Source organism: Mesorhizobium sp. M0047, from assembly GCF_040323315.1.
GTDB lineage: Bacteria > Pseudomonadota > Alphaproteobacteria > Rhizobiales > Rhizobiaceae > Mesorhizobium.
Genome location: NZ_JAMYUW010000036.1, coordinates 56,131 through 71,035, shown reverse-complemented (window position 1 = coordinate 71,035; position 14,905 = coordinate 56,131). Strand labels below are relative to the sequence as shown.

The 14,905-nt window shown below is 61.6% G+C and carries 16 protein-coding genes, 1 tRNA gene and 1 pseudogene; 5 read left to right on the top strand and 13 right to left on the bottom strand.

The window, feature by feature from the left end; all coding sequences use genetic code 11:
- From NKJ89_RS26950 to NKJ89_RS26935, 4 genes are all read right to left on the bottom strand, one after another.
- Positions 1–463 (bottom strand): hypothetical protein (locus NKJ89_RS26950; RefSeq protein ID WP_352607050.1); only part of this gene is annotated, 463 nt, incomplete at its 3' end.
- A gap of 104 nt (positions 464–567) precedes the next feature.
- Entirely contained in the window at positions 568–1,881 is a 1,314-nt protein-coding gene (locus NKJ89_RS26945) for a homoserine dehydrogenase (protein WP_352607048.1), read from the bottom strand.
- A gap of 49 nt (positions 1,882–1,930) precedes the next feature.
- Entirely contained in the window at positions 1,931–3,148 is a 1,218-nt protein-coding gene (locus tag NKJ89_RS26940; RefSeq protein ID WP_352607046.1) for an LL-diaminopimelate aminotransferase, read from the bottom strand.
- A gap of 47 nt (positions 3,149–3,195) precedes the next feature.
- Entirely contained in the window at positions 3,196–3,684 is a 489-nt protein-coding gene (locus NKJ89_RS26935; protein WP_245266431.1) for a hypothetical protein, read from the bottom strand.
- Between the two features lie 2 nt (positions 3,685–3,686).
- On the opposite strand from NKJ89_RS26935, the gene NKJ89_RS26930 reads away from it, so the two are divergent.
- The 3 genes from NKJ89_RS26930 to NKJ89_RS26920 all read left to right on the top strand — a co-directional run bounded on the left by NKJ89_RS26930 (position 3,687) and on the right by NKJ89_RS26920 (position 7,234).
- Positions 3,687–5,522 carry a PHA/PHB synthase family protein gene (locus NKJ89_RS26930; protein ID WP_023757575.1) on the top strand — a complete coding sequence of 612 codons (1,836 nt, stop codon included), beginning with the start codon at positions 3,687–3,689 and terminating at the stop codon, positions 5,520–5,522.
- A 215-nt stretch (positions 5,523–5,737) separates the two neighbouring features.
- Complete coding sequence (locus tag NKJ89_RS26925; protein ID WP_352607044.1) at positions 5,738–6,982, top strand: YcbK family protein; 1,245 nt, start codon at positions 5,738–5,740, stop codon at positions 6,980–6,982.
- Positions 6,983–7,159: 177 nt separating this feature from the next.
- Positions 7,160–7,234 (top strand) — tRNA-Glu (locus NKJ89_RS26920).
- A gap of 175 nt (positions 7,235–7,409) precedes the next feature.
- Here NKJ89_RS26920 and NKJ89_RS26915 read toward each other — a convergent pair.
- The 3 genes from NKJ89_RS26915 to NKJ89_RS26905 are packed head-to-tail and all read right to left on the bottom strand — an operon-like array spanning position 7,410 to position 9,487.
- Positions 7,410–7,814, bottom strand: coding sequence for a TadE/TadG family type IV pilus assembly protein (locus tag NKJ89_RS26915; protein ID WP_352607042.1), 405 nt, complete (start codon positions 7,812–7,814; stop codon positions 7,410–7,412).
- A complete protein-coding gene (locus NKJ89_RS26910; protein WP_352607040.1) occupies positions 7,804–8,244 on the bottom strand; it encodes a TadE/TadG family type IV pilus assembly protein in 441 nt (146 codons plus the stop codon). The genes NKJ89_RS26915 and NKJ89_RS26910 overlap by 11 nt, the downstream gene beginning before the upstream one ends.
- Positions 8,245–8,248: 4 nt before the next feature.
- Positions 8,249–9,487 carry a pilus assembly protein TadG-related protein gene (locus NKJ89_RS26905; RefSeq protein WP_352607038.1) on the bottom strand — a complete coding sequence of 413 codons (1,239 nt, stop codon included), beginning with the start codon at positions 9,485–9,487 and terminating at the stop codon, positions 8,249–8,251.
- A gap of 336 nt (positions 9,488–9,823) precedes the next feature.
- Between NKJ89_RS26905 and NKJ89_RS26900 the strand changes: the two genes are divergently transcribed.
- Positions 9,824–10,186: a hypothetical protein gene (locus tag NKJ89_RS26900; RefSeq protein ID WP_352607036.1), complete on the top strand. Its 363-nt coding sequence runs from the start codon at positions 9,824–9,826 to the stop codon at positions 10,184–10,186.
- 72 nt (positions 10,187–10,258) lie between these two features.
- Here the strand turns inward: NKJ89_RS26900 and NKJ89_RS26895 are convergent, their stop codons facing one another.
- Positions 10,259–10,522, bottom strand: a complete 264-nt coding sequence (locus NKJ89_RS26895; protein ID WP_352607034.1) for a DUF6074 family protein — start codon at positions 10,520–10,522, stop codon at positions 10,259–10,261.
- A gap of 138 nt (positions 10,523–10,660) precedes the next feature.
- Positions 10,661–10,957, bottom strand: a complete 297-nt coding sequence (locus tag NKJ89_RS26890; protein ID WP_352607032.1) for a DUF982 domain-containing protein — start codon at positions 10,955–10,957, stop codon at positions 10,661–10,663.
- 278 nt (positions 10,958–11,235) lie between these two features.
- Here NKJ89_RS26890 and map point away from each other — a divergent pair, with 278 nt between their 5' ends.
- Positions 11,236–12,063, top strand: coding sequence for a type I methionyl aminopeptidase (gene map, locus NKJ89_RS26885; protein WP_023757583.1), 828 nt, complete (start codon positions 11,236–11,238; stop codon positions 12,061–12,063).
- 79 nt (positions 12,064–12,142) lie between these two features.
- On the opposite strand, the pseudogene NKJ89_RS26880 reads toward map, so the two are convergent.
- The 4 genes and pseudogenes from NKJ89_RS26880 to NKJ89_RS26865 all read right to left on the bottom strand — a co-directional run.
- Positions 12,143–12,330, bottom strand: a pseudogene (locus NKJ89_RS26880) (ATP-binding protein); the annotation flags it as partial.
- 42 nt (positions 12,331–12,372) lie between these two features.
- Complete coding sequence (locus NKJ89_RS26875) at positions 12,373–12,582, bottom strand: hypothetical protein (protein ID WP_352607030.1); 210 nt, start codon at positions 12,580–12,582, stop codon at positions 12,373–12,375.
- Between the two features lie 413 nt (positions 12,583–12,995).
- Positions 12,996–13,667, bottom strand: coding sequence for an ABC transporter ATP-binding protein (locus NKJ89_RS26870; RefSeq protein ID WP_352607028.1), 672 nt, complete (start codon positions 13,665–13,667; stop codon positions 12,996–12,998).
- Positions 13,664–14,905, bottom strand: a complete 1,242-nt coding sequence (locus NKJ89_RS26865; RefSeq protein WP_352607058.1) for an ABC transporter permease — start codon at positions 14,903–14,905, stop codon at positions 13,664–13,666. The genes NKJ89_RS26870 and NKJ89_RS26865 overlap by 4 nt, the downstream gene beginning before the upstream one ends.

Genomic DNA, 14,905 nt, shown 5'->3' with positions numbered 1-14,905 from the left:
AATACACTGCCTCTAACCCAAGAAAGCTTTTGGACCCCATGGTCCCCGCCACCAATCCCGCCGCCCTGAAACGGGGAAGAAAGCGGCAATCGCGGCCCGGGGGGCGCGGCGTAAATACCCCGCGGGGCGACGTTTCGTTCATCGACTGACCAATGGCGAACCCTGCCATAAAGCCGAGCAGACCGATCACGCCGACCACGGCCGTCGTCGTACCGGGATTTTCGCGCGCGACTTCCGAGACCGCATGGGCGCGCGTGCGCAGCTGCTGCGCGGTTCGCGACCTGCGGGTCGTGTCGTAGAACTCGGAAGCCTGCTCGCTGGCGTCATTGAGCATTTCCGCGCCCCGTGCCGAAATGCTCTTGTTGATCTTGGTGATCTCCTTGCGCAGTTCGGCGATCTGCTTTTCCAGCGTCTTCTGGACGTCGTCGATATCAGGGGTACCGGATTTGTTGGCATCGGCCATGAAGTGGTTCCTTTGGTTGCTGACCAAAAAAGAACGGCGCCGGCACGAATTCGTTCCGGTCGGCCGCGGCTGCTTGCCGTCGGACGCGGCTATCGCTCGGAAAACTAGCCTGCCCGCTCGATGCGGATGACCTGCGGCTTGTCGGTCAGGTGGCCGTCCTTGGTGATGCCGTCGACGGCCTTGCGCACGGCGGCCTCCGTCGTCTCATGGGTGACGAGGATCACCGTCTTTTGCGCCGCCGCTTCACCGTTAACCGCGTGCTGAACGATCGATTCCAGCGAAATGTCGTTGTCGGCCATGCGCTTGGCTATTGCCGCGAACACGCCGATGCGATCATGCACGGTCAGCCGGATGAAGTAGCCGCCGGCATGGCTGCGCATCTGCGCCTTCTTGTAGGGCTTCAGCTCCTTCGCCGGCCGGCCGAACACGGGGCCATGCTGGAAGCCGGGCCGGCTCTTGGCGATGTCGGCGATGTCGCCGATGACGGCCGATGCGGTGGCATTGCCGCCGGCGCCGGGACCGGACAGCAGCAGCTCTCCAAGAATGTCGGTCTCGATCGCCACCGCGTTGGTGACGCCATGCACCTGCGCGATGACCGAGGCCGTCGGCACCATGGTCGGGTGCACGCGCTGCTCGATGCCGCTGTCGGTGCGCTGGGCGACGCCAAGCAGCTTGATCCGGTAGCCAAGATCGCCCGCCGCGCGGATGTCGGCCTGGGAGATGTTGGAAATGCCTTCCATGTAGATGTCGTTGGCGGCGATCCTGGTGCCAAAGGCAAGGCTGGTCAGGATCGACAACTTGTGCGCCGTGTCATGGCCCTCGATGTCGAAGGTCGGATCGGCCTCGGCATAGCCCAGCCGCTGTGCGTCCTTCAGGCAGGCGTCGAACGAGATGCCCTCGGCCTCCATGCGGGTCAGGATATAGTTGCAGGTGCCGTTGAGAATGCCGAAGACGCGGGTAACCGAATTGCCGGCCATCGCCTCGCGCATTGTCTTGATGACGGGGATGCCACCCGCCACTGCCGCCTCGTAGTTGAGCAGCACGCCGCGCTTCTCGGCGATCTCGGCCAGCGCCACGCCATGCTTGGCGAGCAACGCCTTGTTGGCGGTGACGACATGGCGGCCGGCTTCGAGTGCCGCCTTCACCGACAGGCGCGCCGGCCCCTCGTCGCCGCCGATCAGTTCGACGAACACGTCGATTTCGGCGATCTGGGCCATCTCGACCGGATCGTCGAACCAAGTTGCCGCACTGATATCGACGCCGCGATCACGCTTCTGGTCGCGCGCCGAGACCGCGGTGACGATGACATCGCGCCCGCACTGCCGGGTCAGTTCCGCCGCTTTGTCGCGCAGCACGCGCGCCACCGATGCGCCGACGTTGCCGAGACCGGCTATTCCAACACGCAATGCTTCAGCCATGTCCGGCGACGTCCCTCAAGTCAGATCGAAATTGTCCGCGGCTGCAAGCTTACCGGTGAGCGGAAAGCGGCACGACGTTGTTGGGCTGCTTGGCGCTGGTCGCCAGGAAGCGCTTGATGTTGCGCGCGGCCTGCCGGATCCGGTGCTCGTTCTCGACCAGCGCGATGCGCACGTGATCGTCGCCATGTTCGCCGAAGCCGACACCTGGCGCCACCGCCACGTCGGCATGTTCGATGAGCAGCTTGGAGAATTCGAGCGAGCCGAGATGCCGGAACGGCTCAGGGATCGGCGCCCATGCGAACATCGATGCCGCCGGTGCCGGAATGGTCCAGCCGGCGCGGCCGAAGGCATCGACCATCACGTCGCGGCGCTTGTGGTAGATGTCGCGAACTTCGGCGATGTCTGCGCCGTCGCCGTTGAGCGCGTGTGCCGCCGCCACCTGGATCGGCGTGAAGGCGCCATAGTCGAGATACGACTTTACCCGGGTCAGCGCCGAGATCAGGCGCTCGTTGCCAACCGCAAAGCCCATGCGCCAGCCGGGCATGGAAAAGGTCTTCGACATCGAGGTGAATTCGACGCAGACGTCGATCGCGCCCGGCACCTGCAGCACCGAAGGCGGCGGATTGCCGTCGAAATAGATCTCCGAATAGGCAAGGTCGGACAGGATGATGATGTCGTTCTTCTTGGCGAAGGCGACCACGTCCTTGTAAAAATCAAGCGAGGCGACCAGCGCCGTCGGGTTCGACGGATAGTTGAGGATCAGCGCCAGCGGCTTCGGGATCGAATGCTTGACACCGCGCTCGAGCGCCGGGATGAAGCCGTCGTCCGGCTCTACCTGCAGGGAACGGATGACGCCACCCGACATGATAAAGCCGAAGGCATGGATCGGATAGGTAGGGTTCGGGCACAGGATCACGTCGCCCGGCGCGGTGATCGCCTGCGCCATGTTGGCGAAGCCCTCCTTCGAGCCAAGCGTGGCCACCACTTGCGTGTCGGGGTTGAGCTTCACGCCGAAGCGGCGAGCGTAATAGTTGGCCTGGGCGCGGCGCAGGCCCGGAATGCCGCGCGACGAGGAATAGCGGTGCGTACGCGGATCGCGCACGACCTCACACAGCTTGTCGACAATGGCCTTGGGCGTCGGCAGGTCCGGATTGCCCATGCCGAGGTCGATGATGTCGGCGCCGCGCGAACGGGCGCTGGCCTTGAGCCGGTTGACCTGCTCGAAGACGTAAGGCGGAAGCCGGCGGACCTTGTGAAATTCTTCCATGGCAGTTCCAGACAGCAAAAAAGGGGTATTGGGCGCGCGCTATATACTTATTTGCAGGTAGGGTCGAGGGCGGGGTCGCATTTGGCTTCGATCTGCTTCAACGTTTCGTCGCCGTGCTTCTTGGCTAGCTCCGTCAGCGCCGCCTGATCGGCGACCTTCGGACTGCCGCCTTTTGCCGCCTGCGAATTCTCATCCGCCTTCAATTGCGCAAGCTTGGCATTCTTCTCGGCTTCGGTGAACTGCGGCGCCGCGACTTGCGGCTTGATGTTCAGGTTCGGAAAAGTACCGGTATCCTTCGGTCCCGCGCTCACAGCAATCGGCGTCGGTCCGCTGCTGTTGGTGCTCGAGCACCCGGCCATCCCCATGAGGACAATCGCCGCACCGATGCGGCAAAAACGTCCGGCGCCGAAAAAAACAGTCTCGCCAATATTAATCGTCATATTGTTTCCTTGGCAGCCGATGTAGAGCGAGATTGGACCCGGTCGGATGTCCCATGTTAATATGTCAAGAAAAGGCCTCGGGAGGAACCCCGCCAACCATGTCCAAAACACCCGATTCGGGCAAAGCGGAAGATGACGAGCCTTCGACCGTCGAGCAATATCTGGTGAAGGACCCGGAACGCTTCGCCCTGAACGTGGCGCGCATGATCGAGCAGGCCGGCAAGGCCGCTTCCGCCTGGGCTGAGCCCCGCGAAAAAGGCGAGGTGCGCGATCATGTCGCCGAGCCGGTCGTCGACATGGTGAAGACCTTTTCCAAGCTCAGCGAATACTGGCTGTCCGATCCGCAGCGCGCGCTGGAAGCGCAGACGCGGTTGTTCTCCGGCTACATGACTGTCTGGGCCAACGCCATTCAGCGCACCAGCAACGCCGCGGAAGCCACCGAAGATGCCGTCAAGCCGGAGCGCGGCGACAAGCGCTTCCTCGACCCGGAATGGGGCCGCAACGCGTTCTTCGATTTTCTCAAGCAGGCCTATCTCGTCACCTCGCGCTGGGCGGCCGACCTGGTCGAACACGCCGAAGGTCTGGACGAGCATACCCGCCACAAGGCCGGCTTCTACGTCAAGCAGGTGTCCAACGCCATCTCGCCGTCGAATTTCATCCTCACCAATCCGGAACTGTTTCGCGAAACCGTCGCCTCCAACGGCGAGAACCTGGTGCGCGGCATGAAGATGTTGGCCGAGGACATCGCCGCCGGCAAGGGCGACCTGAAGCTGCGCCAGGCCGACTACTCGCCTTTCGAGATCGGCAGGAACATCGCCACCACCCCAGGCAAGGTGGTTGGCCGCAGCGATGTCGCCGAGATCATCCAGTACGATCCGACAACCGAGACGGTGCTCAAGCGACCGCTGCTGATTTGCCCGCCATGGATCAACAAGTTTTATATCCTCGATCTGAACCCGCAGAAATCCTTCATCCGTTGGGCGATCGATCAGGGCCATACCGTTTTCGTGATCTCCTGGGTCAACCCGGACGAGCGCCACGGCACCAAGGGCTGGGAGGCTTACATCCGCGAGGGCCTGCAATACGGCCTCGACACCGTCGAAAAGGCCACCGGTGAACGCGACGTCAATGCGATCGGCTATTGCGTCGGCGGCACGCTCTTGGCGGCAGCACTGGCGCTGATGGCGCGCGAAGGCGACGACCGAATAAAGTCGGCGACGTTCTTCACCACGCAGGTCGATTTCACCCATGCCGGCGACCTGAAAGTCTTCGTCGATGAAGAGCAGGTCGCGGCGGTAGAAAAGTCGATGAGCGAAAAGGGCTATCTCGACGGCACCAAGATGGCGACTGCCTTCAACATGCTGCGGTCCGGCGACCTGATCTGGCCCTATGTCGTCAACAACTACATGCGTGGCAAGGATCCCCTGCCCTTCGATCTGCTCTACTGGAATGCCGATTCGACCCGCATGGGCGCGGCCAATCACTCCTTCTACCTTCGCAACTGCTATCTCGAGAACAACCTCTCGCGCGGCACGATGGAACTGGCGGGCCACACGGTTTCGCTCGGAGACGTCACCATTCCTGTGTACAACCTCGCCTCCAAGGAAGATCACATCGCGCCGGCGCTTTCGGTGTTTCTCGGCTCGAAATATTTCGGCGGCAAGGTCGAGTACGTCATGGCCGGATCAGGCCATATCGCAGGCGTCGTCAACCCGCCGGCATCCAACAAATACCAGTACTGGACCGGCGATACGCCGACGGGCGACTTCGGCCAATGGACAGCCAAGGCCACAGCTCATCCAGGTTCCTGGTGGCCGCACTGGCAAGACTGGATAGAGGCCAAGGACAACACCCGTGTGCCCGCTCGCAAACCCGGCAAGCATATGAAAACCTTAGGGGATGCTCCTGGCACCTATGTGAAGGTGCGCGTGTAACGGACTGTAATGTCTGGTGAGTTGACGCACCGGTAAAAGCGGGCGAAATGGTGTAGTCAACCATTGAGCAGCCGTAATTCGGCAATCACTGCAAAAATACTTCCAGGCTTGCGGATTTGATACAAGTCTCGTTTCCGGATCGGAGACAAAGGTCACCTTGACACGGCGTATCGCTGCCGCACCAGGGATATACCGACCGGGCATCGAGGGGGAATTTGACTTTGAAATCAGCAGGATGGAGCCTCGCAAAGGGAGAACGCCACGCCATCGTGGCAGCGCTCTGCTCATTGCTTCTGGCCTCCTGCACCTCGGCTGGCGACCCGACGATGTCGGTTGGAATGCCCGGCTATAATGCCACGGCATCGGACATTAATAAGGCCTCTGGCGCCACGCCGACCGCCGCAGCCGATTCGTCCGAGGTCACGACCGAGCAGACGACCGTGATGACGGCCAGCGATACGACACTTCCCGAGACAATCGCCTATGTCCCGATGGCCAAGCCCCAAGCCGCCTTTCCGCTGACCACTCCGGCCGGCAACGAAACGATTGTCGGACAAACTCCTCAGTCCTTGCAGCAGCAGGCACAGACAACGCAGCAGAGCGACGCGGTCGCCGAAAAGATCGCGGCCGCCGATGCCGGCGTGAATGCGCCGAAGCCGACAGCCGCTCCGGTCATGAACAATCCGGTCTATGTGACGGCTGGCGAGATGCCGCAGCCCGACGCGCCGAAGAAAAGAGGCTTCCTGGCCTCGATGTTTGGCGCCACGCCTGCTTCGGCGACGCCGCTCATCAACACCCGGTCGGGCGAGCAGCCAGCGATGCAGGCCAAACCGGCGCCAGCAGCGGCAAAGCCGATCATCATGCTCGCCTCGGCCAATTCCGCGGAAAAGCCGGTGCAACTGGCTTCGACCGGCGGCGAGACCGGCCACATCACCGGCAGTGATGCCTTGCCCGGCGTGCGCCAGACGGCCCTGTTCGAAATCAAGCGCAAGTCCGGCCTCGACGACGAAAGCGACGTCGACCTCAACGAGGACGAGGGGCCAATCGGCGGCTCCTATCAGGTTGCGTCCGCCGCCGGCATGGCCCGGTTGGCGCCCAACGGGCTGCTCAAGCAGAACGAGAGCGTCGACGTGGCCTGCCTGAAGCCGTCGTTAGTCCGCGTGCTGAAGACGATCGAGGGCCACTACGGCCGCAAGATGATGGTGACCTCGGGCTATCGAGACCCGGCTCGCAACCGCCGCGCCAACGGCGCCAAGAATTCGCTGCACATGTATTGCGCCGCCGCCGACATCCAGGTCCCCGGCGTTTCGAAATGGGAACTGGCGAGCTACATCAGAACCATGCCCGGCCGTGGCGGCGTCGGCACCTACTGCCACACAGAATCCGTCCACGTCGACGTCGGCCCAGAGCGTGACTGGAACTGGCGGTGCGGCCGGCGCAGCGGCGGCGACGACGGCTAGCGGCGCGATTTCACGGGCCGGAAGTATGTTAGCAGCCACTGATCGCCAAGTCATGCTGGCACCCTGCCCAGCCCTGGCGAATGTGCCGTTTTTACAAGCCGGAAAAAAGTTGTCCAAGGTGGCGCCTGACGGGTTGCCGGTTGCGCGCAACGCCAGTATAAGCCGCTTCGTCTGAGCGCGCCCATCGTCTAGCGGTTAGGACACCGCCCTTTCACGGCGGTAACAGGGGTTCGATTCCCCTTGGGCGTACCAGAACTTTCCAAACGCAGCTTGCAAGGTGCCGGCCGGTTGACGCAACCGTGACAAAGGCGGCGTTGCGGCAAGAGCCTATACCGAGAAGGGGCGCCCGCCGGTTAACGCGCCCTCTTCACGGGTTGGCAGAAACACGGGACAGCGGTGCGACCGCCGCGTTCCCACACTGGGCAGCCTAACTGCCGACCAGCGGCACGGTAACGGTGGTCGCGTAGTTGACCGGGAAGTTGCTGAAGTAAGGGAAATCGACGACGAAGGCGTAGGTGGCGGTCAGATGCGCCATGCGGAAGCCACCACTCGCCGGGTCGATGACGATCGTGACATTCACATCCGTCAAACCCAACGCCTGCAGTTTCTGCGTGGCGATCGATTGGATGTCGGCTTGGGTCAGCGTGTTCTGAAGCTGCAACGAGCGTGATGATGTTTCCAACACATAGCGAACGCTGGACACGGAGTGCATCGACCAGCCGAAGGCGAAGATCCCGAACAGCAGCATGACGAGGAAAGGCGCGATCAGCGCGAACTCCAACCCAGCCCCGCCCGACCGATCCTGACTGAACGCGTTCGTCTTAGCGGACACGGATCACCTCCAGATGGCCGATGGTGCTGGAACCGGAAAAGGCACCGAAGGCGACGGGCGGCAACCAGGTGGCCGTTGCCTGGATCTGAACATAGACCGATGGCGCCTTCGGCCCACGGCACATGGTGGAAGCGTCGACCACGGTCGTCCCGCACATGTAGATCCGGCTTAGCGTGACCTGACCGTCCTCCGGCCGATTCTCCCAACTCGAAATGGCAACGGCCTGCGTCGCCGTATCGTTGGTCGATCCTGCCATGATCAAGTTCGCCGCAGTCTTCACGCCAGCGCGCATCGACAGCGAACTCGTTACGTAGGACCAGCCGTCCAGAATACCAAGCAGCACGAGGCAAAGGATGGGCAGGACCAGCGCGAACTCGACCGCCGCAACGCCCGCTTCATCGCCAAGGATCGGCGTCGATCGGCGTTCCACGTAGCTACTCGGCCAGTGCCACGGACTGCGCGGCTGGAATGTCGCGCATTCCGAGGCTCGAGCAATTCTGATTGACAGTCGCGCTGCCGGACCATTGAATCGTGTTGGCAACCACCTGGGTGCAGCCGCTGTTGCCCGAGAAATTGCCGAGGTAATTGACTTGTTGCTTGGGAAAATAGAGCGCGCCGGTCAAAAGCGAGTCCGCCGTGCCGTTGAAGGTGCTCTGCGCCGCGGTCCCCGTCCTGTCGCCATAGAACAGCACCCCGGAATAGGTGCCTGAGGTCGGCGCGCTCAGCGTCACCGTGGCGTTGCCGTTCATGCTGACGGTGTTGCTGCCTTGCATGAAGATGGTAACCCCGCTGCCCAAAATGACCGCACCCGCGTTGATCTTCAAATTGCCCTGCACGACATAGACGCCGGGAGAAAGCGTGATGGTGCCGTTGAGGTTCATGCCACCGCAATAGGTCCCGGGCTGGATTGTCTGCGTCGTCTTGTTGCCGTTGATATTCTTGCACGGGTTGCTGGCCGCCGGAGCCGGCAGGTCGACAAATGGATCGGCGGCAGGCAGGGCCTGGGTGATCGGGGCCGCGCATACGGTCGTGACGGGATTGCTGAGAGAGACACCGCCCGCCGATATCAGGCAATCGACCTGGAGGGCCGCCGAGCCCTGAAGCTTGATGGCGTCCGGGGCGTTCGAATTGGACATGATGACGCAGTGTGTGACCTTAACGCTGGTATTGCCGGAAAACCCTACAGCCTGCGAGGCGGTCGGATCGAGCGCTTCCATGCAGGCCTTTGAGGCGTCGGTGATCAGGGCCACCGCCCTCGCCTGCTCGGGAACCTGGGCCTGGGTGAAGATTGAGGTAAACATCCGGTCGAGGTTCTGGCGGACTATGACCTCGACTGCTTTCTTGGTCGTATTCGGTCCCGACGTCGGCGGCGTGTTCACGACGATCGTGCCCGAGCCCAGCCCATTCGTGGCGGCCGACTGGGTCGCGGCTGCGACGATGGTCGCCTGGTCGGAACCTGAGATCTGTTCAAGCGCGCCGGCATAGGCGGCGGCATCGGCCGTCGCCTGCAATCTCAGGCTGTTGTAGTACCAATAGGAGGTCTCGACACCGAAGCCCGCGGCGCCGACAACAATGGGCAACGTCAGGGCAAAAATGGTGGCGACATTCGCGCTTGTTCCCCGGCGAATACCGTTCGCGATACGTCGAATCCCGGTGAAGCAAATGAAGGTCATAACCTAGATTAGAAAGCACGCATGTATGAACGAATGGCTAAAAAGTTCAGTTCATTTTTGATCAGCTATCTGTTGTCCTCAAAAAAATGGGTTCGTTGTCTGATCAGCGAGCATGCAAGGCAACGGACGACTTAAAGGCCGTGCACCGATGGATGAGTTCCGGGATAGTTTACAGTTTGCTAACAGCACGATTGCAGAGCCGGAGCCAAGGATCGGCCGGCTCACCTTCGCAATGGGACTTATGCGCGGCAAATCGGGGACCAAGGTCCGTCTGGCGGGTTCATCGATGACGTCGCATGATTCACCGAGCGGGACGGCCGACTCGAAGGATGGACCATGAAAAATCGAACCAATCTGCTCGCAGCGGTTGCGGCGCTCGCACTTCTCGCCTCTCCGGTCTTTGCAGGTCCTGGCGGCAACGGCAATGGCGGCGGCCACGGCAGTGGGAACGGCAACGGCGGGAATTCAGCTGGAGCTGGATCGCAGGGGCATGGAGCTGCGACATCCGCGGCAGCAAAAGATCCTTCAACCAGTGGTTTGACAAAGGCGCTCAGCGTCGTGGCGACCACGCCGGCATCGCCGCAGGCTACGCTGGCCCTGCAGGCAGCCTTGGACAAGCTCTTGGCCAAGAACCCGACCGAAGATCCGGCAGACACGACGGATGACTCATCGGGCGAAATCACTGGCTCTACGGAATAGATTGCTTTGGGGTAGTGGCGCTTTGACGTGACACTCCTTGTGGCCCGCGCCGGTTCGCCGGTGCGGCTTTTTTCAAGCGGAAAGAACTGGCATCGTCTCCGCGACTGTCCCAGCCGACATCTCTCTCTGTACGGCCAGGAAGAACCTGCGCACTTCGTCGCTGGCTGCTGTTCTGTCCCTGCCGGATCCGACAACGAGATCGAGCAACTCCGATGCTTTCGCTCGCCAGAAGGAGGTGGCGGTTTCGCCGTGCAGGCTGCAGAGCTTCGCAGCAACCTCTCTGACCAAGAACAACTGACGGTCGATCGGGAATGCACGAACTTTTTCTGGGGACATCTTCCGAACCATGAGACTGACGCAACGAATCAACCATTGCCAAGAAGCAATGGCGTAGCCGGCAAGGTGGAAACGGAAGCTTAACGGCGCTGACGTTGGTGCGCATTGCAATCGGACAAGGGGAAACGGTGGCAGCCCTCAGGCCTGGAGCGCCGTCGACCCACCGTCGCGCTTGCGCGGCGTCATCATGTCCCTGGCCATCAGTCCGCTCGCCCGGCAAAACGCCATGAACGCCCGGCACGCATCCTCGGTCTTGACCACGTCCACCGTGGCGCCAAAGCAGGCGTTGAAAGCTTTCTGATAAATCGGGCCCTCATGGCGCGCAGGCCAGTCCTGGAGAAAATCGAGCGCCTGTTCGACCCCGTAGATTTCCTCGACTGGCAGGCCGGGTGCGGGTGCGATGCGCACCGGCACCTCGAATTGCAATCTGTCCATCCCACATCTCCCGAACTGGCGTCACCGGGGGCGGCAACGCCGTCGTCAAAAGTTGTTTTGACCGGCTTTTGGCCCAGAAATGTGTCGTCACTTTGGATCGTCAGAAAGGAAAAGCAAGCCGCGCAAAAATCGGCTAGACATAGCCCCATGCAAGAGGAATATCCCGAAGCGCGGCCGCATTGGGCAGTTCTTCCTTGAACCTTCTGCCCTCAAGTGCCAAATCTGGGGAGATTTTCACATCGGCTCTCTTGCAGGGCCCTACCGCCTAAACGGACAAAATGGTCACCTATCTCGACGCAGCCACTGCACCACTCAGAAACACCGGCCAGATCCGCCTTTATGGCGAGGAAGGCTTTGCCGGCATGCGCAAGGCTTGCGATCTCACCGCGCGCTGCCTCGACGAGCTGGTGCCGATGATCGAGCCCGGCGTCACCACCGAAACCATCGATCGCTTCGTCTTCGAATTCGGCATGGACCATGGCGCACTGCCAGCGACACTCAACTATCGCGGCTACACGAAATCGTCCTGCACCTCGATCAACCATGTCGTCTGCCATGGCATCCCCGACAACAAGCCGCTCAAGGATGGCGACATCGTCAACATCGACGTCACCTATATCCTGGACGGCTGGCATGGCGATTCCTCGCGCATGTATCCAGTCGGCACGATCAAGCGCGCCGCCGAGCGCCTGCTGGAAGTCACGCATGAATGCCTGATGCGTGGTATTGCGGCGATCAGGCCCGGCGCCCGCACCGGCGCCATCGGTGCTGCCATCCAGACCTATGCCGAGGGCGAGCGCTGCTCGGTGGTGCGCGACTTTTGCGGCCACGGCGTCGGCCAGCTTTTCCATGACGCGCCGAACATCCTGCACTACGGCAGCGCCAATGAGGGCGTCGAGATGCGGCCCGGCATGATCTTCACCGTCGAGCCGATGATCAATCTCGGCCGGCCGCACGTGAAGGTCCTGTCGGACGGCTGGACCGCGGTGACGCGCGACCGCTCGCTATCGGCGCAATACGAGCACACGATCGGCGTCACCGACACCGGTTGCGAGATTTTCACGCTGTCACCCAAAAAACTCGACCGTCCGGGCCTGCCAGCCTAGAGTTTTGTCGTGTAGGGCGGCGCTGGCACCTCAATCCCGGCCGTTTGCGTAGAGCACGGCGTCATACCCGACTGGCGTCTTATGACGATTGGACACCCGTAGCATTTCGGCAGGTCGATGGTGACGACCAGTCCGTTGAGTTGGCCTGCAATTCGATCCTGCCGCCGTGACCTCGATGATGTCGGCAACGATCGAGAGGCCCAGGCCGAAGCCATGCTTCGATGCAATGCCGCGCGACGCATCTTCCTTGAAGAATGGTTCGAAAACACAAAACGAACTGGCACGGAGCAATCGATCAACAATTGTCCTTTATGATTTGCCGTATCGGGATTCCAGCGCATCTGCAATTCGTTCGCAAAGCATTTCAGCGGTGACGGTCGTTAGGTGGAGGCGAATGCGGCTTCCCTGCGTATCGATTAGCGAAACAGCAACTCCGCTATCAGAATACTCGAGGTGGCGGAGAACGTAGGTGACCACGAAATCTGATGTTTCGCTGGATCTCTTGTCGAAGTCACCCACAGATTTTTCCTCCAATTCAGATTTTATCGATATTTTGCGGATTCCATGCAACCGAAACCAGGTGCAGTTCTTCGGATTGACTCTCGGCGTCGCCTGATTTCCGAATAAAGTACTTTGTCAGCTTACCATTTTCCGCAGCCTGTACCATCCATTTGCCATGACATATTTTACCTCCACGTTGTTCGACTTGGCACACCCTCCCTCTGCTCCGCTCGGCAAATGGATAATGAGGCCATCAAGCCGTGTACTTGACGCACACGAAGCGTTTCAGTTCTGCGAAAATAAATTCGCCATTCGCCTCAAGTGTGCCGGGTTTCTATTGATCCACAACAATAGACCCGAAGCAACGCATCGCCATTAGCAGCAGAAAGCCGGTGCTTGCAGGCAGGTTTCGCCTGAACATCGATCCACCCTCACTCGATCTTGCCATCGACAATATGCAGGCGGCGGTCCATCCGCTCTGCCATCTCGAGATTGTGCGTGACCGCGACCACTGTCTTGCCGCGATCGCGCACCAACTTTTCGAGAATTGTGAAGACCCGATCGGAACTCTTGGAATCCAGGCTTCCCGTCGGCTCGTCGGCGAGGATGAGCGGCGGGTCATTGGCGAGCGAGCGCGCCACCGCCACACGCTGGCGCTGGCCACCCGAGAGCTGGTCGGGCCGCTTGTCTAAATGCTCGGCAAGTCCCAACGAGCCAAGCAGGTTGCCGGCGCGCTCGCGCATCTCTTCCCGCTTCAATCTGGCGAGCTTGCGCATTGGGATCTCGACATTCTCACGCACCGTGAATTCGGGCAGCAGGAAGTGGAACTGAAACACAAAGCCGAGCATCTCAAGCCGCGTTCTTGCCCGCTCCTTTTCGTCCATGGGACCGGTGTCACGGCCACCGATCTTCAGAGTCCCACGGGTCGGCCGATCGAGCAGCCCGAGCAGATAGAGAAGCGACGACTTGCCGGAGCCGGATGGACCGGTGACGGCGATGAACTCCTTCTCCCCGATCTCAAGCGTGATGTCCTCGACGAGCGTAACGGGGACCGTTTCCGGCAGGATGCGCGTCAGCCCTTCGGACTCGACCAGCGTGGTCATGTCGCGCCTCTGATGATGTCGACCGGGTTTTGCATCGCCGCCCGACACGCCGGCAAATATCCGGCCACCGCCGCCGAACCGACCGCGAAGCCCGTGGCGATGACGTAATGCAGCACGCTCCAGGCGATCGGCAGATGCGTCATCTCCTGGCCGGTCGCAGCGATCTCGAAGCGAACCAGCGACAGCGCGTAGACCATCGCGAAGCCGAGCACCCAGCCGAGCGCCGAACCGCCGGCGCCGATCGCCACCCCTTCCAGCAGGAACAGCCGGCGCATGTCGGCCTCGGGGAAACCGAGCGATTTCATGATGGCGATGTCGCGCGCCTTCTCGTGGGTTATGGTGGAGATGATGTTGAAGATGCCGAAGCCGGCCACCAGCATGATCGCGCCGACCACGGTATACATGATGACGTTGCGGATGACGAAGGCTTCAAGGATGGATTCGTTGGCCTCTTGCCACGCCACGGCCTTGTAGCCGAGCTCGGCTTCAGCCCGCCTCGCCACCGCGGGCGCGCGGTTCGGATCATCGAGCTTGATCCGGATTTCGTTGATCGCGTTCGGCCGCACGGACACGATCTGCGCGTTCTTTAGAAGAACGTAGGCCTCGCTCTCGTCGCGCTGGGTCGTGCCGGTGTGGAACAGCCCGGCGATCTTGAAATTGCGCGCCTGACCTTGCGAGGAAACCGCCGTGATCGTGTCGCCAAGCCCGGCGCCGAGCCGGTTCGCCATGGTGTCGCCGACGAGCACATTGTTGCCGCCGGCCACAAGTGCGGCGAAGCTGCCCTGGACGAAATCCTCGACGATCGGCGACACGCCGGGCTCGCGCTCCGGCTCGACGCCGATGATGGTCGCGCCCACCTCGCGGCTGGAATAGCGGATCACGCCCTGTGTCTTGAGGCTCGGCGCGAAGCGTCCGGGAATCCAGCTTTCCAGCCAGGTGGTCGCCTCGGTCGGGTTGATGATGCCGCGGCGGTCGTCGCGCGGCCTCAGCCCCGAGATCGCGACAGTGTCGAACATATCCTCGGCCGGTTGGCGTCGGGCAGTGCGTTGTTCGTCGGTGATGTCGACATGGGGCATCGTGTCGACGAGTTGGCGCACGAAGTCGTCCTGGCCGCCCTGCATGAGCGCCGCCATGGCGATCGAGAAGCCGACGCCGACCGCCACGCCGATCACCGCGACGAGCGTCTGCCGGCCGCGGCCGGCGATGTGCGTGACTGCGATGTCGAGGATCAGCGGCAT